The organism is Stutzerimonas chloritidismutans, assembly GCF_020783375.1.
Lineage (GTDB): Bacteria > Pseudomonadota > Gammaproteobacteria > Pseudomonadales > Pseudomonadaceae > Stutzerimonas > Stutzerimonas kunmingensis.
The window spans coordinates 3,291,644-3,314,081 of the sequence record NZ_CP086067.1 but is presented as its reverse complement, the minus strand read 5'-3'; the positions used below and the strand labels follow the sequence as shown (position 1 = coordinate 3,314,081).

Below are 22,438 nucleotides of genomic sequence, written 5' to 3'. Positions count from 1 at the left end.
TCACAGCGTCCCGGTTTTCTTCCACGCCAGATAACGCCCGATAAGTGCCGGCCCCAGATCGCAAGGCTGGACGTCGAGCACCGGCATGCCATGGGCCGCCAGGCGCTTGTGCAGCGCCTGACGGGCGTTCAGGTAGTCCTGGGCGCCGCAGTAGTCGAGCGCGTCGTCCAGGCTCTGCACCGGCCGCAGGCGCAGCTGGTCCAGAACTTCTTCGCGCAGGCTCACCAACAACACCCGATGTCTGCGTGAGAGCCGCTTCAGCGCCCCGTGCAGCTCGGCATCGTCCTCATCGCGCAGGTTGCTCAGCACGATAACCAGTGCCTGGCGCTGTTGCCGGGCCAGCAACCGATCGACCGCTGCGCCGTAGTCTGCGGGCTGCTGGGTGGGCTGCAGGTCGTAAAGTCCGTTCAGTAACACGTGAAGTTGCTGTTGGCCCTTGGCTGGGGTGACGTGACGCGGCTGTTCGCTGGCGAAGGTGCAGGCGCCCACGGCATCGCCCTGGCGCAACGCGGCATAGGCCAGCAGCAGGGCAGCGTTGAGGGCATGGTCGAAGTGCGTGAGTTCGGCGTCCTGGCTGCGCATACGCCGACCGCAGTCGAGCATCAGCACGATCTGCTGGTCGCGCTCGTCCTGGTATTCGCGGGCAATCGGCATGCGTGCCCGCGCCGTGGCTTTCCAGTCGATCTGCCGCAGGGTGTCGCCCTCGCGGAACTCGCGTAGCTGGTGAAATTCCAGCCCCAGCCCGCGGCGCGGTTGCTGGCGGACGCCGAGGCGATTCAACCAGACGTCGATCGCCTGCAGGCTGGCTCCGTGCAACCGAGCGAAGTCGGGATACACCCGGGTTTCGTTGACAAGCTCAAGCTGGCGTCTGCTGCGCCAGAGGCCCAACGGGCTGGCCAGGCGAATATCGCAGTGCTGGAAGACGAACTGGCCGCGGCGGGTAGGGCGCAGACGGTAGTCGAGTTGGCAATGTTCGGCGGGCTGCAGGCGCATGCGTTGAGGCAGCTGTTCGAAGCTCATGCCCTCAGGCACGTGGTCGAACAGCTCCAGCTCGATTGCGCGGGAATGTGCGTTGCGCACCAGCAGTTGCACGTTGCTCCAGTGGCCCAGTGGCAGATTTCCCGACAGGCTGCGTTGCAGCGCAGGCGACGGCAGTCGCCTCAGGGCGAAGGCGTCGAGCGATGTCACTGTACCCAGCGCCAGCAACAGACCCCACCAGGCCGACTGCCAGTGCCCGGCTTCGACGCCGAACGCGGCGAGAACGCCGAGAGGAATGGCCACGAGCACCAGCGCGGCCAGCGCAACGAGCAGGCGACGGGATGGCGTCATGCGCGTGGCGCCGCGACCTGATCGAGTAGCTGCTGCAGCACCTGGTCCACCGACAGTCCTTCGATGTCCAGCTCTGCCGACAGGCGCACCCGGTGACGCAGTACCGCCAGCGCGCAACCCTTGATGTCATCAGGCGTGACGAACTCGCCGCCGCGCAGCAGCGCTCTGGCGCGACCACCACGAACCAGCGCGATCGATGCGCGGGGGCCGGCACCCAGCGCCAGCCCCGGCCAGCTGCGAGTGGTGCGGGCAAGGCGCACGGCATAGTCCAGTACCTGATCGTCCAGCGGCAGTTCGCTGGCAATCTTCTGCAGGGCCAGCACATCCCGGGCCTGTACCAGCTGGCGCAAGGCGCTGACGTCGAGCATGTCGGCGCGTGCCGAGCGGGTGACCTGGCGTACCAACTCCAGCTCTTCGTTCGCCTGCGGGTAGTCCATGCGCAACATCAGCATGAAGCGGTCGAGCTCGGCTTCCGGCAGTGGGTAGGTGCCTTCCTGTTCGATGGGGTTCTGCGTGGCCATGACCAGAAAAGGTTGCGGAACCGCCAGGGCCTTGCCTTCCAGGGTGACCTGGCGTTCCTGCATAACTTCGAGCAGCGCGGCCTGAGTCTTGGCTGGCGCACGGTTGATTTCATCGGCCAGCAGAAGGTTGGTGAACACCGGCCCCTTGCGCAGCTTGAACTGCTCGCTCTGCATGTCGTAGACGGCATGGCCGGTGACGTCGCTGGGCATCAGGTCGGGGGTGAACTGGATGCGCGAGAACTCGCCGCCGAAGCAGCGCGCCAGCGCCCGTACCAGCAGTGTCTTGCCCAGCCCCGGCACGCCTTCGATGAGCACGTGGCCGCCGGCGATCAGCGCGGTCAGAACGCCATCGATGACGTCGTCCTGGCCGATCACCGCCTTGTGCAGCTCGTCGCGCAGCGCCTGGGCGAGCTGGCTGGCTCGCAGGCGCTGGCTCACCGGGTTGGAGGCCGGAGCAGGGTTGCCGGATTCTGGGATGTGTTCGCTCATAGCGCGTTCCTGAGGGTTTGCAGGTGGGCGACCTGTCGGGTGAATTCGGTAGCCGACAGACGTTGCTGCGGCAGTGGGCGCATGGCCAGCTCGATGCTGGCGATCGGCAGGCTGGAGAGTCGGGCGAGCAGTGGCAGCTGGGCACTCGGCGGAAGCTGTTCGAAGCCCGGATGACGTTGCCCCGCTCGGCGCTGGATGTCCTGTTGCAGCGGCTGCAGCAGACTGTGCTGGCGACCATGGCGCAGCAGGAACTCCGCCGACCCACGCAGGTGTTCCTGCAGCTGGCGACGCGCCGGGTTGAGCGGAGCCTGCAGTGGGCCGAAGCGTTGGCCGGCATGCCAGAGCGCGAGCAGTACAAGCAGACCCAGTACGGTGAGAAGTTCGGGGAAATGGCGGCGCAGCTGTGCGAGCAAGCCGTCGTGTTCGCTGCGGTGCACCAGAGTCACCGCGCTGTCCTGAGTCAGATACCAGAGCAGCCAGGCATGGTCGTACTGGTCGATGTTGCGGTTCTGCCAGATCCAGCTGTCGGTCAGCGCGGTGATCAGCCCATCACCGTGCTGCAGCTGCAGCATGTGCGTGGCGCCTGCGCTGTTGGCCCAGGCGTGGGCGCGGTTGTCGGCATCATAGAGGTGAAAGTCGGTATCGAAGGCCAGATAGGCCGGCGCACTTTCATTCTCCAGATACAGCTTGGTCAGCTGCGGATGCTGTTCGGCTGTGGATGACTGCGGTGTCTGCGCATCATCGTCCAGATCGTCAGCTGCGTACTGCTGCAGATTGAGCCGGTCGAACAGCAGGTCGCCACTTTTGCCGGTCTCTTCATCCCACAGTCGCTCTGCAACCACGACCAGATGGCCGCCGGCGTTTGCCCAGTCCAGCAGGCGCTCGGTCTGCCGCGGGGTCAGGTTGCCGCGGTCACCGAGCAGGAGCAGCGTCTGGCCAGAGGTGGGCAGGGTCTCAAGTCCGGCGATGCCTTCCTGATGCACGACCTGCAGGCCGAGGTCGCGCAGGAACAGTTCGGCGGCCAGGTAAGTGTTGCTGCGCGCTTCCGGGGTCGGGCCGTGCTCGACGACGTCTTCATAGGATTGCAGCTTGCCGGCCAACCAGATGACCAGCAGACCGATCAGCAGGACCGCGGCCGCGGCGAGCAGGCGAGGGCGGAGTCGGTTCATGGCCTCGACTCCTCGGCAAACAGCGCGCGCCAGCCGGCACACAGTTCGTCGCGGACCACGTCTTCGGCGTTCCGGTGCCCGTAGGCCTGGTGCTGCCAATGCTGCGTAAGTTGCTCGGCAAAGCGCGACAGCGGTTCGCGCTGAAGCTGTCGCACGCGCGCCAGCACCTCGCCCTCGGTATGCGCCGCCTTCAGCGGCAGCTGGAAATCATGCAGCAGGCGGCTGAGCAAGCCGCGATAGAGAAGTGCCAGAGACGCGCGCGGATCCTGCTGCCAGAGTCGTTCGGCCTCGCTGGCAACGTCGTTTGGCAGGCTTTCGGGCGCGACGTCGAGGCCGAACAGCTGCGCGGGTGCAGGTTGGCGGCGCCTGGCCGGCAGCTGTATGCGGCTGCCGAAAGTCTGCAGCCAGTCGCGGTAGCGCCACAGCAGAAGCGCGACCAGCAAGGCCAGTGCGGTCCAGAGTAGAACTTCGAGTGCCTGCGCCAGCCTTTCCAGGCTTTCCCACAGCGAGCCACCCTGCAGCAGGCGTTCGAGCAGGCGCGCCAGAGCGGCGGGCTCCTGCGGGCTGTCTTGCGCACCAAAGCGCCAACGGGTGACCGTCTCCCGGTGCTGAAAGGGCGGTTGGTCGAGCAGCGCTTCGATTCGTTCGCGGGCCGTCTCGCTGGTCAGTGGCTGATTCAGCAGACGCTCGCTTTCCGGGCCCTGTTGCGCTGTGTCGGCCGTTGGCGCCGCTGCCCAGGCATCGTGCGCTGTCGGCCAGAACAACAGGCCACAGGCAAGCAGCACCGCTGGTGCAGCGCTGAGCAGGCGCTGGCGCAGTCGACGGAAGGCCAGCTCTATGTCCCACGCCTCCAGATGAGTGCGTCGATTGAGATAGAGGCTGAAGCCACAGGCGACATAGATAGGCTCCCAGACGATGAGCACCAGCGCATAGAGCAGATTGGACAGGTGTTCCAGCCAGAGCCATTCGGCGCTCAGCCCGAGCAGATCCTCCCAGTTCCAGCGCTGTACCAGCTGCGCCGGCAGCAGGAAATACAGCACGCCGAGCAGGCCGAGCCAGAGCGCGCCTTCCAGATGCACGCCTACCACGGTCAGCCAGCTGGGCGCGCGGCCGCTGCGCAGACTGAGCGTGAGCAGGCGTTGCTTGCGTGCCTTGCCGTCGAGCCCCTCGAGCTGCTGCACTGGCAGATCGAAGCTGCGCGTCGTGCTCAGGCGACGCCAGGTGAGGCTGGCCAATAGCTGTGGCCGCAGCAGGCCGGGGAAGGCCCGCAGGCTCTCTCGAAAGTCTGGTGTTTCACCGAACAGTGCTTTGGACAGGATATGCAGCGGCAAGCGCTCGTACAGGGGTTTGAGCCACCAGAACAGCAGCAGCGCCAGACTTGGGTGCTGCCACAGCAGCAGACTGATCAGGCCGAAAAACGGCAGCGTCACGGCCGCCCAGGTCGTCATCAGCAGCTTCGCGTGGCGCCTGGCGAGCAGGGTGCCGAGGTCCAGCGCCTCCCATGGACTGCGCGGGCGGATCGAGACGCTGGCATCACTCAGCTGCATGCTGCGCCCTCCCGGCAAACGCGAAGTAAGCGGCAACGATCAGCCAGAGCAGCGCGCCGACGATGTACTTGATCATGGGCGAGGTCAGGGTCATGGATGACCAGTAGGCCTCGACAAAGGCAGCGATCAGCAAGAACAGGGTGGCTCCGCAGACCAGCTGGATGCCTCGCTTGGCGGCCTGACGCAGCGCCTCTGCGCGGGTCAGGCGCCCCGGCGCCACCAGCGCTACGCCGAGCTGCAGCCCCGCGGCACCGGCAAGGGTGATGGCGGTCAGCTCGAACGCGCCATGGCCGATGACGAACGACCAGAACGGCTGGTGGTAGCCGATGGCGCTCAGATGGCCCGCGACGGCGCCGATCGTCAGACCATTGAACAGCAGGAAGAACAGCGTACCCAGGCCGAACAGCAGCCCGCTGGCAAACGTCTGGAATGCGATGCCGATATTGTTCATCACGTAATAGCCGAACATCAGCCAATCGTCGCCCGAGCCCCGCTCGGCGAAGCGACCCAGGCGGCTGGCGTCCGGGTCGTACATCTGTTCCATCTGTGTGACCTGGTCCGGCGGCAGGATGCTGAACACCAGCTCCGGGAAAGCGAAGACCAAAGCGGCCATGCCGAGCAGGCTGCCGTAGAAGAGCAGGCTTGCTGCCAGTACGTAACGCCATTGCTCACGGACCGCGCGGGCGAAGCCACCGGTGATGAACCCGAGCAGTCGCCCCAGCAATGGACTGCGGTGCCGATAGAACTGCTGATGGCCGCGCAGGGCGAGCTGGCGCAACTGATCGATCAGCTGGCTGCTGTAGCCGCGGGATTCGGCCAGCGCCAGGTGTTGGCAGAGACGGCGGTAGGCGGCGGGGAAGTCGCTGGCCTGGCTGGGACTTGGCTTGCCACGCTCCAGCGCGTCCAGCTGGCTGATGAAGTCATGCCAGTCGGCGTGATGCTGGCGTTCGAAGGCGGCCTGCTTCATGGCGCGCCTACCAGTGAGCGGGCGATGCCATGGATCTCAGCCTCGGCGTTCTCACCGGTAACCGCCAGCGGTTCGGCAAGGATCGAAGCCAGCTCCAGACGCCGCTCGGCAGAAAGACTGGCATGACGCTCGGAGAAGGCAATAAGAGCGCGTTGCTCATCGAGACTTAACGCAAAAGGCGGTTTGGCAGCTTCCACCTCCGGCAGCGTCGGGCGCGCTTGCGGTCTTTCCCGGTAGACCACCAGCGTCCCTGCGGCGAGATCGCCGAGACGCTTGAAGGCAGGGTGGCCCAGGCAGCTCAGTGCGCCGAGAAAATAGCCGAACGGCAGCATGTCGACGAAGCGCAGCAGGTTGCGCGTCAGCGAGGAGGTCCAGCCGACCGGCGTGCCATCGTCATGCACCACTCGCAGACCCAGCCAGTACTTGCCAGGCGTACGTCCCTGGTTCAGTACTTCGAAGAGCACCATGTACCACCATTGCACGAGGAACAGCAGCAGCGTCCCAAGACCGATACCAAAATTGCCCAGCATCCCCAGGATGATGAAGAGGGCCAGCAGGATGGCAGCACGGATCGCCAAGTCGATGGCAAAGGCCAGCGCGCGCGGTACGAGCCCGGCCGGACGCAGGAGTAGATCGATGCCTTCGGGCGTCTCCACGCGATGGCTATTGTCGAGCAGCGATGGTCGGTCGAGAGCTGAAGGCAAGGGTAAAGTCGTCTGAGGCAGGCAAAGGTCGATGCTATGCGGCAAGTGCCGCTGCGGCAATGCGCCTGAGTCGTCTGAGCGGAGGGCAAGCCGGAGGGGTGTGATTATGGCGAAGTGCCTGCTCCTTTGCAGGATGTCGTTCGCATACCCAATGCTGAGCGGGCAGATCGGGCGACGCACGCGGCGATGTGCCGCCCTGGCTGATAGACTGCCGCGCTGATCGAGAAGGACTCTCCCGTGAATTCAAGCATCTTCTGGTACGACTTCGAAACCACAGGAATCTCGCCCAGTCGCGACCGTCCGTTGCAGGTGGCGGGTATCCGCACCAACGAGGCGCTCGAGGAAATCGGCGAGCCGCTGAACATCTATTGCCGTCCCTCCGACGACATCCTTCCGCATCCGGCGGCCTGCCTGGTCACTGGGATCACCCCCGCGACCCTCGAACAGAAGGGCTTGTGCGAGGCCGAATTCATTCATCGCCTGCATCAACAGCTGTCGATGCCTGGCACCTGCGGCGCCGGTTACAACAGCCTGCGGTTCGACGACGAGGTGACGCGCTACAGCCTGTACCGCAACTTCTACGATCCCTATGCTCGTGAATGGCAGGGCGGCAACAGCCGCTGGGATCTGATCGATCTGGTACGCACCGCTTATGCTCTGCGCCCGGAAGGCCTGGTCTGGCCGGAAGAGGAGGGGCGGGTGACGCTCAAACTCGAACGACTGAGCGTGGCCAACGGGCTGGAACATCTGAATGCGCACGACGCGCTATCCGATGTGCGCGCGACCATTGCCTTGGCCAGACTCGTTCGCGATCGGCAGCCGCGGCTGTACGACTATCTCTACAACCTGCGCCGCAAACAGGCGGTGCTTGAACAGATCCGCTTGCTGGAACCTATGGTGCACGTGTCCGGCCGCTTCTCCGCTGCACGGCATTTTCTCTCGGTGGTCCTGCCGCTGGGCTGGCACCCGCGCAATCGCAATGCGCTGATCGTCTGCGATCTGCAGGCCGGACCGGAGCCGCTCTTGCAGGAAACGGCTGAAACGCTGCGTCAGCGCCTGTATACCCGACGTGACCGGCTCGCCGATGGCGAGTTGCCGGTGCCCTTGAAGCTGGTGCACGTCAACAAGTGTCCCGTGGTGGCGCCGCTCAAGGTTTTGCGCACGCAAGACATCCAGCGCCTTGGTCTGGATATGCCGGTCTGCCATGAGCGTGCAGCGATGCTTCGAGAGCAGCGGCAGATCTGGAGCACCAAGCTCGAAGACATCTATCGCGAAGACCGCTTCGCTGGCACTGATGATCCGGAGCAGCAGCTGTATGACGGTTTTCTCGGGGACCGCGACCGGCGGCTGTGCGACCAGGTCCGTAGCCTGTCACCTGCGGAGCTGGCGAAACAGCCATTCCGATTCGATGATGCGCGCCTCGACGAGCTGTTGTTTCGTTACCGCGCGCGTAACTTTCCTGAAGCGTTATCCGTCGACGAGCAAGCGCAATGGCGTCAGTTCTGCCAACAGCGGCTGAGTGATGGGGCATGTGGCGCGCCCAACACCCTCGTGCAGTTCGAGTCGGATATCGAGCAATTCATGATCGGCGCCACGCCGGCACAACGGCAACTGTTGCAGCAATGGCGCGAGTACGGTCAGGGGTTGCGTGAGCGTTACCGCTTGAGCAATTAACTCTTGGGGAGGGCGTATGTTTGTGCGCCACGCCTGAATCGAGCGGGGAAGGAAGAGTGCAGCACAAATAAAAACGCCGTTTCCCGACATCAATGATTAATGTCGAGAAACGGCGTTCGTTATAAAACCGTAGCCGCTTAGCCGAGAAGGGTGGCCCAGCTTTCCACGGTGTCGGAGCCCCACTGGGCTTTCCATTCTTTCAGGGTCTTGTGATTGCCGCCTTTGGTTTCAATCACTTCACCGCTGTGTGGGTTTTTATATTGCTTCACGCGGCGGGCGCGCTTGCTGGTCGCGGGAGCTTTTGCAGCGCGAGGGCTCTTGCTGTTGCGAGAGGCTTCCGGATCGAGCAGGGCAATGATGTCGCGCAGGGACTTCTGGTATTCACCCATGAGTTCGCGCAGCTTGCCTTCGAATTCCAGTTCCTTTTTCAGCTTGTCGTCTTCGGACAGCGACTTCAGGCGCTCTTGAAGTTCCTTGATGGCTTCTTCAGTAGCGCGATACTCATTGATAAGTGACATATGACTTCCTTGGGATAGGTTTGAACGCAAGTGGCAGCAATCATAGTCCTGCGTAATCCGCAAGTAAATATAGCCTTGTAAAAAAGCCACACTACTATTTGAAAGGATATGTGACGCAGGCTAAGAGCTGCTATTGCAGCCGTGAGCAGGCTTAAATCAAGCGGAAAGCCTGTTTTATCGGACAAGTTTTTTCGATTGGTTTTTATGCTTTGCATAACAATCCGATGACTGCGAGCCGCGCCGTTTGCGTCACCGGGCATAGTTGGCGCTGCGCCTCGATCTTAATGGCGATGGCTGTGCTTTTGTCTGCTGGGCTAGAATGCCGCATTTCCCATTGAGTCGGAGTAACCGTTGATGCGCACTTTCAGGCTGGTCATTGCCTGTCCCGATGGCGTTGGCATTGTTGCCAAGGTCAGTAACTTTCTTGCCACTTACAACGGCTGGATCACTGAAGCCAACCATCATTCGGATCACCAGAGCGGTTGGTTCTTCATGCGTCACGAGATTCGCGCGGACTCACTGCCTTTCGATCTGGACGGTTTCCGTCAGGCGTTCGCTCCGATCGCTCGTGAGTTTTCAATGGAGTGGCGAGTCACCGACTCCGAGCAACGCAAACGCGTGGTGCTGATGGCCAGTCGCGAATCCCACTGCCTGGCCGATCTGCTGCACCGTTGGCACAGCGGCGAGCTGGACTGCGACATTCCCTGCGTGATTTCCAACCATGACGACCTGCGCAGCATGGTCGAATGGCATGGCATTCCCTACATTCACGTGCCGGTCGACCCCGCCAATAAGCAGGAGGCGTTCGCCGAAGTCACCCGCCTGGTCCGCGAGCAGCGCGCCGATGTGATTGTGCTCGCGCGGTACATGCAGATCTTGCCGTCCGAGCTGTGCGACGAGTTCGCCCAGCGCGTGATCAACATCCATCACAGCTTTTTGCCGTCCTTCGTCGGCGCCAAGCCCTATCACCAGGCCTCGCTGCGCGGCGTGAAGCTGATCGGCGCCACCTGTCACTATGTCACCGAGGAGCTCGACGCCGGCCCGATCATCGAGCAGGACGTGGTGCGCGTTAGCCATCGCGACAGCATCGAGGACATGGTCCGGCTCGGCAAGGACGTAGAGAAGATGGTGCTTTCTCGCGGCCTGCGCTATCACTTGGAGGACCGTGTGCTGGTACACAGCAACAAGACGATGGTGTTCAACTGACATCCGGGAGCATCTGTGACCGATCCCCTCGAGCGTGCCGCGGCCAAGGCGCCGCCCATCATCGGCAGTGGTTGTACACAGCGATACGATCCTGAGGCGCTGTCGCCCGAGCAGGGCGCCGAGTTCGCCGATGCCGCAGCGCTATGGGCCGAGCTTCAGGCTGAGCAGAGCAATGCAGGTCGGCAATCGAGTGCATCGACGGCCGACGAGAGCGCCCCATCCGGAGCGCGCGAGCACGACAAGGAGGCGGGTTGATGAAGGCTGCAATCGATCGTCTGGTACTCGGCGCTGATGCGACGGGTGAACCGAACAGCCAGTCCCTGCGCCTGGCCAATCGGCACGGGTTGATTGCCGGAGCCACCGGCACCGGCAAGACAGTGACCTTGCAACGTCTGGCCGAGCAGTTCAGCGATGCCGGAGTTGCCGTGTTCGCTGCCGACATCAAGGGCGATCTCTGTGGCCTGGGTGCTGCCGGTGCACCGCAGGGCAAGATCGCCGAGCGGATCGCCAGCATGCCCTGGCTGGACCATCAGCCGCAGGCATACCCGGTGACCCTGTGGGACGTGCATGGTCGTAGCGGCCATCCGCTGCGTACTACGTTGAGCGAGATGGGGCCGCTGCTGCTGGGAAGCCTGCTGCAGCTCACCGACAGCCAGCAGGCCGCTTTGTACGCGGCGTTCAAGGTGGCAGACCGCGAAGGCCTGCTGCTACTCGATCTGAAGGACCTCAAGGCGCTGCTGGCGCACCTCAAGGCTGAGCCGCAGTTGCTCGGTGAGGACAGTGCATTGTTCACCGGTGCATCGTCACAGGCCCTGCTGCGACGCCTGGCAACGCTCGAACAGCAGGGCGCCGAGGCGCTGTTCGGTGAGCCAGCGCTGCAACTCGAGGATCTGTTGCACCCCGCGGCGGACGGCCGAGGTCCCATCCATCTGCTCGATGCCAGCGTACTGGTGCATGAGGCGCCCAAGGTTTATGCGACCTTCCTGCTATGGCTGCTTGCCGAACTGTTCGAGCAGCTTCCGGAGCGGGGCGATGCCGACAAGCCTTTGCTGGCCCTGTTCTTCGATGAGGCGCACCTGCTGTTTGGCGATACGCCCAAGGCGTTGCAGGACCGGCTGGTGCAGGTGGTGCGGCTGATTCGTTCGAAAGGTGTTGGCGTCTATTTCGTCACTCAGTCCCCAGCCGATCTGCCTGACCAGGTACTGGCGCAGCTGGGGCTGCGAATCCAGCATGGTTTGCGGGCATACACCGTCAAGGAGCAGAAAGCACTGCGCTCGGTGGCTGACGGATTTCGTGCGAACCCGGACTTTGCGACGCTGGATGTGCTGACCCAGTTGGGCATCGGCGAGGCCCTGGTCGGTGGGCTCGAGGCGAAAGGCACGCCGGCGATGGTGCAGCGAGTCTCGATCGCGCCGCCACAGTCGCGAGTGGGGCCGCTGAGTGAGGCTGAGCGCATGCAGCTTATCGCGAGGTCCAGCTTGCGTGGCCGTTATGACAAGCCCGTCGACCGTGAGTCGGCCTACGAAATACTGAGTGCTCGGGCCATGCAGGCAGTCGAGGAGGCTGAGCGTCCGGTCGAGAAGCCTGCACGAGGCAAGAGCAGTGCAGGCAGCGATCTGGGGGATCTGGCCGGACGAGTCGTCAAAAGTGCGTTGAGCCAGGCTGCCAGTCAGTTGGGGCGTCAGTTGGCCAGAGGGTTGCTCGGCTCGTTACTCGGCGGTAAGCGCTGACTTATTGGCGCTCTTCAGTTCACTAGTGCTGTTTGTATTGGCTGCGCTAGTTGACTTCCTGACCTGCACGGGGGTCAGGATCAGGCTTGCCCAGTTGCCGCGCTTTCACAATCGGCATGTTTTTCCTGTTCGAGCTTCTGCAGTTCCCGCTGAAACACTTGATCAAGCACAGTGGGTTTCTTGCGCCACGGCTTGCGCTCGGGTTCGCGTTCAGCCGCGTAAGTCGTAATTTCACCACCATAGACATTGGTAAAGCGCTGCGCCTGGCGCTCAAGTTCGGCGCGCAGTTCGTCTTTCGTCACGTAAGGATCCTGTTTTTCTAGTTTGAATTAAGACGCCTCTGAAATGAATGACGCGTCTTTGGTTGTAACCGAAGTTTTCAGTTGCAACAGAGTCGAGCTTATGTGCGTGAGACTGGAGGTCAACCGAAAAGGTTTAAGCAATTACCTGGCAGGCGGCAGATTCGAGCAGTAGTTCAAAAAAACCAGGTTATCTGTGGCATTGATACTACGTTTGCGGCAAGGCGCTACACGGATTTTCGCAAGTATGCGCTTTCAGGTGCGCTCAGAGCCAGAAATCGAGCAAAGAAAAACCCGCCGAAGCGGGCTTTCCTCTCGTTACTTGGCGAACATTAACGGGAAACTTTGGCTTCGTTGCTCTGTTCGGCGCGGCCGTAAACGTCATCAAAGCGCTCGATGTCGTCTTCACCCAGATAGCTGCCGGACTGGACTTCGATGATCTCCAGCGGAATTTTCCCAGGGTTGGCCAGGCGATGCACTGAAGTGATCGGGATATAAGTCGACTGATTCTCGGTGAGCAGGAAAGTCTTGTCGTTGCAGGTGACCTGAGCGGTACCGGAAACAACGATCCAATGCTCGGCACGATGGTGGTGCATCTGCAGGGAGAGGCTGGCCCCTGGGTTCACGCAGATACGCTTGACCTGGAAGCGGCCACCCATGTCCACCGAGTCATACCAGCCCCAAGGGCGGTACACGGCGCAGTGGTTCTTGGTTTCGCTGCGGTCCTGAGCGTCGAGCTTGCTGACCAGCTTCTTGACGTCCTGCACCTTGTCCTTGTGGGCAACCATCATGGCGTCCTTGGTCTCCACCACCACGATGTTTTCCAGGCCGAGCACGGTGACCAGTTTGCCGTTGCCGTGTACCAGGCAGTTGCGCGAGTCTTCGGCGATCACGTCGCCCTTGAGGACGTTACCGTTCTCGTCCTTCTCGTGCACATCCCAGATCGAAGACCACGAGCCGACATCGCTCCAGCCAGCCGACATGGGCACTACGCAAGCCAGTTGAGTCTTTTCCATCACTGCATAGTCGATGGAGTTGTCCGGGCAACAGGCGAAGGTGGCGGGGTCGATCAGCACTTCTTCGCCGTTCTTCACGCTGCGCTCCAGAGCGAGCGAGCAGGTATCGTAGATGTCCGGATCGTGCTTCTTCAGTTCTTCCAAGAACACGCTGGCGCGGAACAGGAACATGCCGCTGTTCCAGAAATAGTCACCTGACTCCAGATAGCTCTGGGCGCGAGCCTCATCCGGCTTCTCGACGAACTGCGCCACGCGCTTGATGCCATCGGGCAGACCATGATTGGCGTCCTGGCTGGCCTTGATATAACCGAAACCGGTTTCAGGACGGGTCGGCGGAACACCAAAAAGAACCATCTCGCCGTTTTCCGCGGCATTGGTCGCCAGTGCCAGGGACCGCTGAAAGGCCTTCTGGTCTTCGATGACGTGGTCGGCCGGCAGGACCAGCAGTAGCTCGTCGCGGCCCTCTTCAACCAGCTTCATCGCCGCGATCCCAATGGCCGGTGCGGTGTTACGACCGAAAGGCTCAAGCAGAAGGCCTTGAACGCCGAGTTTGCGCGCGGCCAGCTGCTCCTTGACGATGAAACGGTGGTCCTTGTTGCAGACCAGCAGCGGTTGCTGCATGCCATCGAACGCCAGGCGTTCGACGGTCTGCTGGAACAACGTCTGCTCGCCGGTCAGGGCAAGAAACTGCTTGGGGAACGACTTGCGGGAAAGGGGCCACAGTCGGGAGCCGCTACCGCCTGAAAGAATAACCGGGATCATATTGCTTCTCCTGAATCGTTTCGAAGGTCGTTCTACTTGTCCGGTGACGCCGGCCTCTTGGCCGCGCCTGGGTTGTTGCTGTTCTTTGTCGGAGGAATCGCCAGTTGGCTGGACGAAATCCACTCTGTCCCAAGGCATGCCTTGAGATTGAAATCTGCTGTCTGGTTAATCGCCTGGATGTCGCACCGTGACCGTTCAGGCCGCATGTGTATCGGGCGAGATGTCGATCATGGTCATCTGCACCGGGCGCTCGTGGTCGGCGTTTGGCGCGCTACTGAGGAGCGCCATCGTCGCGCGCGGTGTGTGGCACCTGTCGGTCGAACGGGAGTGATGCGCTTGCATGGCCGTAACCCTCTGTTCGTGCCTTGCTCGGCGTTTGCCGTGTCAGATGCCGCGTAGGCTCTGCTCGACGCCGCGGCTGTGGGCTGGATAATCAGCCGTATCGCCGTCTGAAGTTGCGCTACCGCCAAGATCGACTGACGATCTCGAACGGAGCGATCTGCGAAATTGATGACCCAATGCACGTTCATGTGCGACTTCCCTTTCCACCTGGAATTGTCGGTACGCGCTTATGATTGCGAGCCACGCTGGATAGTTCCCGCCTCGGCAACCGTTGATCGGCCAGTTTTTGCGAACGGATTCAAGGTGCGCTCATCTGCCCAGGGCACTGCGGACGGTTGGTCGGAAGGTCTTGGTATAGGCAGTGGGACGTGCTGGGCGGACCCGCTAATGGAGTCGCTGAGGGCAGCGGTAGAGCCCGTACGGGCCCTCCGCCGGCATTGAGTTGTTACTGGTCGGCGGCGTCGCGCAGGAATACCAAGCGGTCGCTGGTCGAATCATCCCGACTGTAGCGGTAGCCCTGGTAGTCGAATTCCGGCAGCTGATCAGGGTTGCCGATACGCTCCTTGATCACCCAGCGTGCCATGAGGCCCCGAGCCTTCTTGGCGTAGAACGAGATGATCTTGTATTGGCCGTTCTTCATGTCCTTGAAGTCGACGTTGATGACCCGTGCGTTCAACGCCTCGGGTTTGACCGCGCTGAAGTACTCGTTGGAGGCCAGATTCAGCAGGACATCGTCACCCTGCTCGACAAGCGCCTCGTTCAGCCAGCCAGTGATGCGCTCGCCCCAGAATGCGTACAGATCCTTGCCGCGCGGATTGGCCAGTTTGGTGCCCATTTCCAGCCGATACGGCTGCATCAGGTCCAGCGGCCGTAACAGGCCGTAGAGCCCCGACAGCATGCGCAGATGCTCCTGTGCGAACAGCAGGTCGCTCTCGGTGAAATCCTCGACGCTCAGGCCAGTGTAGACATCGCCCTTGAAGGCGAGCAGGGCCTGCTTGGCATTCTCCGGTGTGAAGTCAGTCGTCCAACTGCCGTAGCGCGCGACGTTCAGGGCGGCCAGCTTGTCGGAAAGGTGCATGAGTTCGCTGATCTGCGCTGGGGAGTAATCGCGCAACAGGTCGATCAGCAGTTGCGAGTGCTCCAGGTACTGAGGCTGAGTGAAGCGTTCGGTTATTGAGGGTGTTTCATAGTCGAGCGTCTTGGCGGGGGAAATCACCATCAGCATGTACGGGTCTCCTGTCTGATGGCGCGATTGTAGGGGTACGAGCGGAGCGGCTCCAGCTATGGCGGTCATAGGCAACGGTTGACCTTCCCCGCGTGGCAAGGCACAAGCTGGAAGGCGTCAATCAAGGAGTTCGTATGTCTGGCTGCAATCATGCGCAATGGCAACCACCTCACGACTACCGTCCGCTGGAGCGCAACTCCGAGCGTCAGACCTGGGCGGTGGTCATTCTGACCGGCTTGACCATGTTGGTGGAGATCATCGCCGGATACTGGTTCAACTCCATGGCGTTGCTGGCGGACGGCTGGCATATGGCCTCGCACATGGTAGCCATCGGCCTGGCGGCGTTGGCGTATCTGCTGGCTCGGCGCTACGCGGCGGACCAGCGTTTCGCGTTCGGAACCTGGAAGATCGAGGTGTTGGCCGGTTTCACCAGCGCCTTGCTGCTGGTCGTCGTGGCGCTGTTCATGATCGGTGAATCGCTGTCGCGGCTCTGGTCGCCGGTCGCGATCGGTTTCGATGCAGCGTTGATGGTCGCCGTGATCGGCTTGCTGGTGAATCTGCTGTCCGCCTGGTTGCTGCGGGATCAGCATGACCACGGTCACGGTCACGGTCACGGTCACGGTCACGGTCACGGTCACGGCGAGCACGCGCATGACCATTCGCATGAGCATGAACACGCTTCGGGTGGCAAGGACCTGAATCGGCACGCCGCCTTCATCCATGTGCTGACTGATGCGCTGACGTCGGTGGCTGCGATCATCGCGCTGCTGGGCGGCAAGTTCTTCGGCTGGGGCTGGCTGGACCCGGTGATGGGTATCGTCGGCGCGCTGGTGATCCTTTTATGGGCGCGCGGCCTGTTGCGCGATACCGCCAAGGCGCTGCTCGATCGGGAGATGGATGATCCGCTGGTGCACAGGGTTCGGGAAGCGCTGCAGGACGTGCCGGATACCGAGGTCACCGATCTGCATCTGTGGCGGGTAGGGCGGTCGCAATACAGCTGCATCCTGAGCCTGGTGACGCATCAGGCGCACACCGCCGACCACTACAAGGCTGCGTTGCAGGGCTTTCCGCAGCTGGTGCACATCACCGTGGAAGTGAATCGCTGCGACGAAAGCGCGCACCTTGATCATCGACAATAGCGCGGCTGAAATACGCGCGCCAAGGCCGTTTGGTCGATTCGTGAAAAAAAGTCGAGTTCAACGGAAAAGTCTTTTGTCTGTCATAACTTTTACGGTATTACCGAATTCAGACCGCCGAACCCTGCGACACAGGTGGCGGCTCCTGGGCAGCCCCGAATCCACCGGCTACCCTCGTCCGCTCACCTGAATCGCATGGCGGTTACTGTGCAGCGAAGCGCTTTTGGCTCTTCGTTTCTGGCCCCAGAAGAAGGTGATCGGTATGGATGACTACGGCAGACCTCGCGCGACCCAGCCCACGCTCTACGTCCTCGACACGAATGTACTGATCCACGATCCCAACGCTTTGCTGAACTTCCAGGAACATCAGGTCGCCATCCCGATGACCGTGCTGGAGGAACTCGACCAACTCAAGGCCGGCAAGCACAGCGTCGCAGCCGAGTGTCGTCAGGCAATCCGATTGATCGACAAGCTGCTCGGTGACGCCACACCGGAAGAGGTCGAGCTCGGCGTGCCGATCCAGCGCGGCAAGAGCGGGCCTTCCGGCAGTCTTTCGATCCTCATGAGCAAGCGTGGCGAGTCCAACGCGTTGCCGGAGGATCTGAACGACAACAAGATCATCAATCAGGTGGTCGAGCTGAGCCGACAGCGTCCCGGCTTGCCTGTGGTGCTGGTGACCAAGGACATCAACATGCGCCTGAAGGCGCGTGCCTGTGGCGTAGCGGCGGAGGATTACCATACCGATCAGCTGGTCGATGACGTCGGCCAGCTTTCCCCCGGCTATCACAGCGTCAGCGGCTCGTTCTGGGATCGCGTGAGCAAGGTCGAGACCCATCAGGGGCATGGGCGCACCTGGCACCGCGTGCAGCTGACCGACAACCTTCCCGCGGTACACATCAACGAGTTCATCATCGACGAACAGGGCTTCGTTGGCTGGATCAAGGGTATCAAGGCCGATGAGCTACTGCTCCTCGACCTGCATCAGGAACCGCTGCTGCATCAAGAAGCCTGGGGCCTGCGCCCGCGGGACATCCATCAGGCATTGGCGCTGTTCGCCTTGCTCGACCCGGATATCCATCTGGTCAACCTGTCCGGCGCCGCCGGTTCGGGCAAGACCATTCTCGCGCTGGCTGCGGCCATCGAGCAGACCGTGGTCAGCAAGCGCTACCGGCGCATCATTGCCACCCGCAGCGTGCAGGGGCTGGACGAGGACATCGGCTTTCTGCCCGGCACCGAGGCCGAGAAGATGGAGCCGTGGCTGGGTGCAATCACCGATAACCTCGAAGCGCTGCACATGGAGGACGAGAACACCCACGGCAGCATCGACTACATCCTGCAAAAGGTGCCGCTGCAGTTTAAATCGCTGAACTACATCCGCGGGCGCAGCTTCCAGCAGAGCCTGATCCTGATCGACGAGTGCCAGAACCTCACGCCGCACCAGATGAAGACCATCATCACCCGCGCGGGCAACGGCTCGAAGGTGGTCTGTCTGGGCAATCTGGCGCAGATCGACACGCCGTATCTGTCGGCGACCAGTTCGGGGCTTACTTACCTGACCGAGCGCTTCAAGGATTTCTCCCACGGCGTGCACATCACCTTGCAGGGTGTACCGCGTTCGGTGCTGGCCGAATACGCCGAAGCGCACATGTAGCGGAGGCGCGTGCGGCGATGCCCGGTAGTACCTCTTATGGGGGGCGGGTTCATCGCCGGCGGCTGCGGTAGACTCGTGATTTTACGATCAGGAGCGCCGAATGCTCACCCATCTCGATTCCCAAGGCCGGGCCAGCATGGTCGACGTCACCGACAAGGCCGTGACCGCGCGCGAAGCCGTGGCCGAGGCCCGCGTGCGCATGCTGCCGCAGACCCTGCAAATGATCCAGCAGGGTGGTCATCCCAAGGGCGATGTCTTCGCCGTGGCGCGCATCGCCGGCATCCAGGCGGCAAAGAAGACCTACGAACTGATTCCGCTGTGTCATCCGCTGCTGCTCACCAGCATCAAGGTCGAGCTGCAGGCGGATGGTGAAGACTGCGTACTGATTCGCGCTGCCTGCAAGCTGGCCGGGCAGACAGGTGTCGAGATGGAAGCGTTGACCGCTGCCAGCGTCGCTGCGCTGACCATCTACGACATGTGCAAGGCCGTGGATCGCGGCATGGTCATCGAAGGCGTGCGCCTGCTGGAAAAACTCGGCGGCAAGAGCGGTCACTGGCAGGTGCCGGCATGATTACCGTCCAGTTCTTTGCCCGTTATCGCGAAACCCTCGGCACTGATGGCGAGTGCCTGCAGTGGGATGCTTCGCTCGCCAACGTGGATGACGTGCGCCAGCAGCTGCTTGCGCGGGGCGGTGTCTGGGAGGTGCTTGCCGAGCAGAACCTGATGTGTGCCCGTAATCAGGAACTCTGTGGTCTTGATGAGTCGATCACCGATGACGATGAAGTCGCTTTCTTTCCCACCGTGACCGGAGGCTGAGCATGGCGGTTCGTGTACAGACGACAGCGTTCGATCCGGGGGCCGAACTCAATGCGCTGCATGCGGCCAACCTGGGGATTGGCGCGGTCGCCGGGTTCGTCGGTTACGTAAGGGATTTCAATGATGGGCAGGATGTCGCCGGAATGTTCCTCGAACATGCGCCGGGGATGACCGAAAAGGCACTGGAGAAAATCATTATCGAGGCGGAGCAGCGCTGGCCATTATTGCGGCTCGACGTGCTGCATCGCGTCGGGCCCCTGGAGCCAGGTGAGCCCATCGTCTTCGTCGGCGCGGCGAGCGCCCATCGCGACGCTGCCTTCGATGCATGTCGCTTCGTGATGGATTATCTGAAGACGCGGGCGCCGTTCTGGAAGAAGGAAACCACGCCGTCCGGGCCACGCTGGGTGGAGGGCCGCGCGAGTGATCAGGTCGCGGCTGGGCGTTGGAGCGAGAACGGCTGAGCCGTCAATAGAAGGTGATGTACATCTTGAAGGCCAGCGTCGAGAACATGGTGAGCACGCCCAGGCCAAGAAGGCCCACGCCCCAGTCCCGGTCCCGGTAGTTGAAACCTACGCAGAGCAGGATGAAGCCGATGACGATTAGCGACAGTAGCCAGTGCATGCTGTCCATCGATGTCTCCTCGAGTTCCGATCTTGCTACCACTCTAGCCGCTTGACCTCTGTTGAGGCCTGATTCAGGTCATTGATGGAGGAGGTGATTGACGGTCGCAGGGGCGCGGCGAATGCCGCGCCCAATAGGCTCAGCGCGAATGAGGGACCGGGGCGAGCAGCTCCGCCGGCGGCATTTCGCACTGAATCTTGCGGCCAATCAGCGCTTCGATCGGCGGCAGGGCGAAGGAGTCGTCCTCGCCCGCGAAGCTGATCGACGTGCCGCTGGTGCCGGCACGGCCGGTGCGGCCGATGCGGTGCACGTAGTCATCCGGGTCTTCCGGCAGCGTAAAGTTGATCACGTGGCTGATGCCGTCGACATGGATGCCTCGACCGGCGACATCGGTCGCCACCAGTACCCGAATCTTGCCCTCGCGGAAACCTTCCAGCGTGCGGATGCGCTTGTGCTGCGGCACGTCGCCGGACATCTGCGCGGCGCTGATGCCGTCCCGGGTCAGGCGTTCCTCGATGCGCCGCACTTCATCCTTGCGGTTGGCGAAGACCATCACTCGCGTCCAGTCATTCTGGGTGATCAGGTTGTACAGCAGCTTGTACTTGTCACTGCCGGCCACGGCGAATACGTGCTGTTCTACGGTGTCGCTGGCGACGTTTTCCGGTTCGATCTCGACGATGGCGGGATTGGTCGTCCACTGCTGCGCCAGGTTCATCACGTCATCGGTGAACGTGGCTGAGAACAGCAGGGTTTGGCGCTCGCTCTTGGGCGGCGTCTGCCGGATGATCTGGCGGACCTGCGGAATGAAGCCCATGTCGAGCATACGATCGGCTTCATCCAGCACCATCACCTCGACCATGTCCAGATGCACCTCGCCGCGCTGGTTGAAATCCAGCAAGCGCCCGGGCGTGGCAACCAGGATGTCGCAGAATTTCGATTCCAGCAGCTTGAGCTGCTTGTCGAAGTCCATGCCGCCGACGAAGCTCATCACGTTCAGGTTGGTGTACTTGGTCAGGTCCAGCGCGTCGTTGGCGATCTGCACCACGAGTTCACGGGTCGGCGCGATGATCAGTGCGCGGGGTTCGCCCATATAGCGGTCCCGCGGCGGTGGAGTGTCGAGCAGCTGTGTGATGGTGGAGATGAGAAACGCAGCCGTCTTGCCAGTGCCGGTCTGGGCGCGGCCAATGGCGTCTCTGCCGGCGAGGGTATAGCCGAGCACCTGGGCCTGGATCGGCGTGCAGTAGGGAAAACCCAGGTCATGAATTGCGTGCATCAGCTCGGGTGCGAGCTTGAAGTCGTGGAAGCGGGTCTTGCCTTCGGCCGCTTCGACCTCGAAGTCCTCCAGCTTCCACGCCGGAGCGGCGGGTTTTGGCGGCTTGCTGCTGCGTTGACGGCGCGGCTTTTCGGCGGCGCGCTCAGCGGTCTGCGGCTTGGGTTGAGAATCAGGCGTCGTTGCTTGCTGAGGGGCGCTGTGTTGGCCCTCGTGGTCGGCGGCGAGCACGTCATCGGCTGCGCTGGCCCGTACATCCGGGGCCTTGCCAAAGATTTTCTTGAGTGCTTTGAGCACGGTCTTCTCGTCATTTATTAGGAAAGTGTCGCGCGCCAGTGTAATGCAAGACGCATGCATGGCGAAGCCTCGCGCACGGGAAGGCTTGACTTCCAGCGGGCGCACTCGCGCCTGGAGTATTGTTGTGCGATACCGCGCGGGCCCGGTCAGGGCCTTGGGGCATGGCCGTGCCTGATGCCAGGTTCAAGCGTGGCAGGATGCTGGCCGCGCTTGAGCCTGCCAGGTGGCGGACGGTCAAGCGCGCCGCCCATCCTTCCTTTGATGAACAGGCAACCGGAGCTGGTGCTCAGGAGGCGGCATCTTCGCCAAGCAAAGGTGCGAGCCAGTTGCCGATGTCGCGGATTTCCTCCGGGAGCACCTCGTGGCTCATCGGGTACTCGCGCCAAGTGACATTGACGCCGGCGTCATGCAGGCACTGATAGGCGGCACGGCCCATCGCAGGCGGCACTACATCATCGCGGCTGCCATGCAGGCATAGCGCCGGATAGCGCCGGACATCATCGGAAAGCTCGAGGCGCTCGGCAAATGTCGGGGCATAGGTGGACAGTGCGATGACGCCGCCCAGCGGGCCCTGCCAGCGCAGAAATGCCGTATGCAGCACCACCGCGCCGCCTTGGGAGAAACCGGCGAGAAAGATGCGTGCCGGATCGATGCCCGCGTCACGCTGTGCTTCGATCAGACCGATGACCTGTTGCGCTGATGCCTCGAGTTGCTCGCGATCGATCGCGCGGGCTGGGCTCATGGCCAGGATGTCGTACCAGCTGGGCATGCTCCAGCCACCGTTGATGGTTACCGGACGCGTCGGTGCCTGCGGCAGAACGAAGCGAGTGCTATGAAGCTTCTGCTGCAGCGCTTCGGCCACAGGTAGGAAGTCATAGCGATCAGCGCCCAGGCCATGCAGCCAGATGATGCACGCATCGGCAATGCCATTGGGTTCGAGGATCAATGGTTCGCTCATAGATCGGCTCCAGTTGGGGGCAAGTTGCCTCGTCTTGGGGCATTACGTGCCACCGGCGAGGGAGTGGCGCGAGGTTACCCGCTCGCGCACTTCGATAGAACCCGCAACCTGGCGTATCCAGCTCATTGCCGGATGAGCTGGTACGCGCCTTGCTAAGTTCAGTTCGACTCAGAAGGGAGCGGCTCGCATGA

23 protein-coding genes are annotated in these 22,438 nt (G+C 62.2%); 10 read left to right on the top strand and 13 right to left on the bottom strand.

From position 1 onward, the window contains the following. Genes LLJ08_RS15410 through LLJ08_RS15385 form a run of 6 tightly spaced genes read right to left on the bottom strand, consistent with a single transcriptional unit; the run spans window position 1 to window position 6,726 of the window. Window positions 1–1,329, bottom strand: coding sequence for a DUF58 domain-containing protein (locus tag LLJ08_RS15410; RefSeq protein WP_228207409.1), 1,329 nt, complete (start codon window positions 1,327–1,329; stop codon window positions 1–3). Then, window positions 1,326–2,339 carry an AAA family ATPase gene (locus LLJ08_RS15405; protein WP_041014771.1) on the bottom strand — a complete coding sequence of 338 codons (1,014 nt, stop codon included), beginning with the start codon at window positions 2,337–2,339 and terminating at the stop codon, window positions 1,326–1,328. Before LLJ08_RS15405 ends, LLJ08_RS15410 begins: the two co-directional genes overlap by 4 nt. Continuing rightward, complete coding sequence (locus LLJ08_RS15400; protein ID WP_042928542.1) at window positions 2,336–3,508, bottom strand: DUF4350 domain-containing protein; 1,173 nt, start codon at window positions 3,506–3,508, stop codon at window positions 2,336–2,338. The genes LLJ08_RS15405 and LLJ08_RS15400 overlap by 4 nt, the downstream gene beginning before the upstream one ends. Further along, the gene (locus LLJ08_RS15395; protein ID WP_228207408.1) at window positions 3,505–5,055 is read right to left on the bottom strand and encodes a DUF4129 domain-containing protein; all 1,551 of its coding nucleotides are present in this window, start codon (window positions 5,053–5,055) and stop codon (window positions 3,505–3,507) included. The genes LLJ08_RS15400 and LLJ08_RS15395 overlap by 4 nt, the downstream gene beginning before the upstream one ends. Continuing rightward, window positions 5,042–6,022, bottom strand: a complete 981-nt coding sequence (locus LLJ08_RS15390) for a stage II sporulation protein M (protein ID WP_041014769.1) — start codon at window positions 6,020–6,022, stop codon at window positions 5,042–5,044. Before LLJ08_RS15390 ends, LLJ08_RS15395 begins: the two co-directional genes overlap by 14 nt. Then, a complete protein-coding gene (locus LLJ08_RS15385; RefSeq protein ID WP_228207407.1) occupies window positions 6,019–6,726 on the bottom strand; it encodes an RDD family protein in 708 nt (235 codons plus the stop codon). Before LLJ08_RS15385 ends, LLJ08_RS15390 begins: the two co-directional genes overlap by 4 nt. A gap of 237 nt (window positions 6,727–6,963) precedes the next feature. On the opposite strand from LLJ08_RS15385, the gene sbcB reads away from it, so the two are divergent. After that, window positions 6,964–8,400, top strand: coding sequence for an exodeoxyribonuclease I (gene sbcB, locus LLJ08_RS15380; RefSeq protein ID WP_228207406.1), 1,437 nt, complete (start codon window positions 6,964–6,966; stop codon window positions 8,398–8,400). Window positions 8,401–8,537: 137 nt separating this feature from the next. On the opposite strand, the gene mvaT is transcribed toward sbcB, so the two are convergent. Further along, window positions 8,538–8,918 (bottom strand): histone-like nucleoid-structuring protein MvaT, encoded by a 381-nt coding sequence (gene mvaT / locus LLJ08_RS15375; protein ID WP_003303488.1) that lies wholly within the window; start codon window positions 8,916–8,918, stop codon window positions 8,538–8,540. A 354-nt stretch (window positions 8,919–9,272) separates the two neighbouring features. On the opposite strand from mvaT, the gene purU reads away from it, so the two are divergent. The 3 genes from purU to LLJ08_RS15360 are packed head-to-tail and all read left to right on the top strand — an operon-like array spanning window position 9,273 to window position 11,854. Beyond that, entirely contained in the window at window positions 9,273–10,124 is an 852-nt protein-coding gene (purU, locus tag LLJ08_RS15370; RefSeq protein ID WP_023446811.1) for a formyltetrahydrofolate deformylase, read from the top strand. 15 nt (window positions 10,125–10,139) lie between these two features. Next, the gene (locus tag LLJ08_RS15365) at window positions 10,140–10,379 is read left to right on the top strand and encodes a hypothetical protein (protein WP_228207405.1); all 240 of its coding nucleotides are present in this window, start codon (window positions 10,140–10,142) and stop codon (window positions 10,377–10,379) included. Further along, window positions 10,379–11,854 (top strand): helicase HerA-like domain-containing protein, encoded by a 1,476-nt coding sequence (locus tag LLJ08_RS15360; protein WP_228207404.1) that lies wholly within the window; start codon window positions 10,379–10,381, stop codon window positions 11,852–11,854. Before LLJ08_RS15365 ends, LLJ08_RS15360 begins: the two co-directional genes overlap by 1 nt. 80 nt (window positions 11,855–11,934) lie before the next feature. On the opposite strand, the gene LLJ08_RS15355 is transcribed toward LLJ08_RS15360, so the two are convergent. Together LLJ08_RS15355 and LLJ08_RS15350 are read right to left on the bottom strand one after the other, a co-directional pair. Continuing rightward, complete coding sequence (locus tag LLJ08_RS15355; RefSeq protein ID WP_014821265.1) at window positions 11,935–12,156, bottom strand: hypothetical protein; 222 nt, start codon at window positions 12,154–12,156, stop codon at window positions 11,935–11,937. A 329-nt stretch (window positions 12,157–12,485) separates the two neighbouring features. Then, entirely contained in the window at window positions 12,486–13,931 is a 1,446-nt protein-coding gene (locus tag LLJ08_RS15350) for a mannose-1-phosphate guanylyltransferase/mannose-6-phosphate isomerase (RefSeq protein WP_228207403.1), read from the bottom strand. Between the two features lie 187 nt (window positions 13,932–14,118). Between LLJ08_RS15350 and LLJ08_RS15345 the strand changes: the two genes are divergently transcribed. Then, window positions 14,119–14,262 (top strand): hypothetical protein, encoded by a 144-nt coding sequence (locus LLJ08_RS15345; protein ID WP_228207402.1) that lies wholly within the window; start codon window positions 14,119–14,121, stop codon window positions 14,260–14,262. Window positions 14,263–14,718: 456 nt separating this feature from the next. Here the strand turns inward: LLJ08_RS15345 and yaaA are convergent, their stop codons facing one another. Then, window positions 14,719–15,498, bottom strand: a complete 780-nt coding sequence (yaaA, locus tag LLJ08_RS15340; protein ID WP_228207401.1) for a peroxide stress protein YaaA — start codon at window positions 15,496–15,498, stop codon at window positions 14,719–14,721. Window positions 15,499–15,632: 134 nt separating this feature from the next. On the opposite strand from yaaA, the gene dmeF reads away from it, so the two are divergent. The 5 genes from dmeF to moaE all read left to right on the top strand — a co-directional run bounded on the left by dmeF (window position 15,633) and on the right by moaE (window position 19,562). Further along, entirely contained in the window at window positions 15,633–16,637 is a 1,005-nt protein-coding gene (gene dmeF / locus LLJ08_RS15335) for a CDF family Co(II)/Ni(II) efflux transporter DmeF (protein WP_228207400.1), read from the top strand. A gap of 259 nt (window positions 16,638–16,896) precedes the next feature. Further along, window positions 16,897–18,285, top strand: coding sequence for a PhoH family protein (locus tag LLJ08_RS15330; protein WP_042928554.1), 1,389 nt, complete (start codon window positions 16,897–16,899; stop codon window positions 18,283–18,285). A gap of 100 nt (window positions 18,286–18,385) precedes the next feature. Beyond that, window positions 18,386–18,856 carry a cyclic pyranopterin monophosphate synthase MoaC gene (gene moaC, locus LLJ08_RS15325; RefSeq protein ID WP_014821260.1) on the top strand — a complete coding sequence of 157 codons (471 nt, stop codon included), beginning with the start codon at window positions 18,386–18,388 and terminating at the stop codon, window positions 18,854–18,856. Next, window positions 18,853–19,101 carry a MoaD/ThiS family protein gene (locus tag LLJ08_RS15320; RefSeq protein ID WP_228207399.1) on the top strand — a complete coding sequence of 83 codons (249 nt, stop codon included), beginning with the start codon at window positions 18,853–18,855 and terminating at the stop codon, window positions 19,099–19,101. The genes moaC and LLJ08_RS15320 overlap by 4 nt, the downstream gene beginning before the upstream one ends. A gap of 2 nt (window positions 19,102–19,103) precedes the next feature. After that, a complete protein-coding gene (moaE, locus tag LLJ08_RS15315) occupies window positions 19,104–19,562 on the top strand; it encodes a molybdopterin synthase catalytic subunit MoaE (RefSeq protein WP_228207398.1) in 459 nt (152 codons plus the stop codon). A gap of 4 nt (window positions 19,563–19,566) precedes the next feature. Here moaE and LLJ08_RS15310 read toward each other — a convergent pair whose 3' ends face one another. From LLJ08_RS15310 to LLJ08_RS15300, 3 genes are all read right to left on the bottom strand, one after another. Continuing rightward, window positions 19,567–19,731 carry a hypothetical protein gene (locus tag LLJ08_RS15310; RefSeq protein WP_185749567.1) on the bottom strand — a complete coding sequence of 55 codons (165 nt, stop codon included), beginning with the start codon at window positions 19,729–19,731 and terminating at the stop codon, window positions 19,567–19,569. Between the two features lie 130 nt (window positions 19,732–19,861). Continuing rightward, window positions 19,862–21,289 (bottom strand): ATP-dependent RNA helicase RhlB, encoded by a 1,428-nt coding sequence (rhlB, locus tag LLJ08_RS15305; RefSeq protein WP_228207397.1) that lies wholly within the window; start codon window positions 21,287–21,289, stop codon window positions 19,862–19,864. A 286-nt stretch (window positions 21,290–21,575) separates the two neighbouring features. Next, window positions 21,576–22,247, bottom strand: a complete 672-nt coding sequence (locus LLJ08_RS15300) for an alpha/beta hydrolase (RefSeq protein ID WP_090519177.1) — start codon at window positions 22,245–22,247, stop codon at window positions 21,576–21,578. Window positions 22,248–22,438 lie beyond the last annotated feature (191 nt).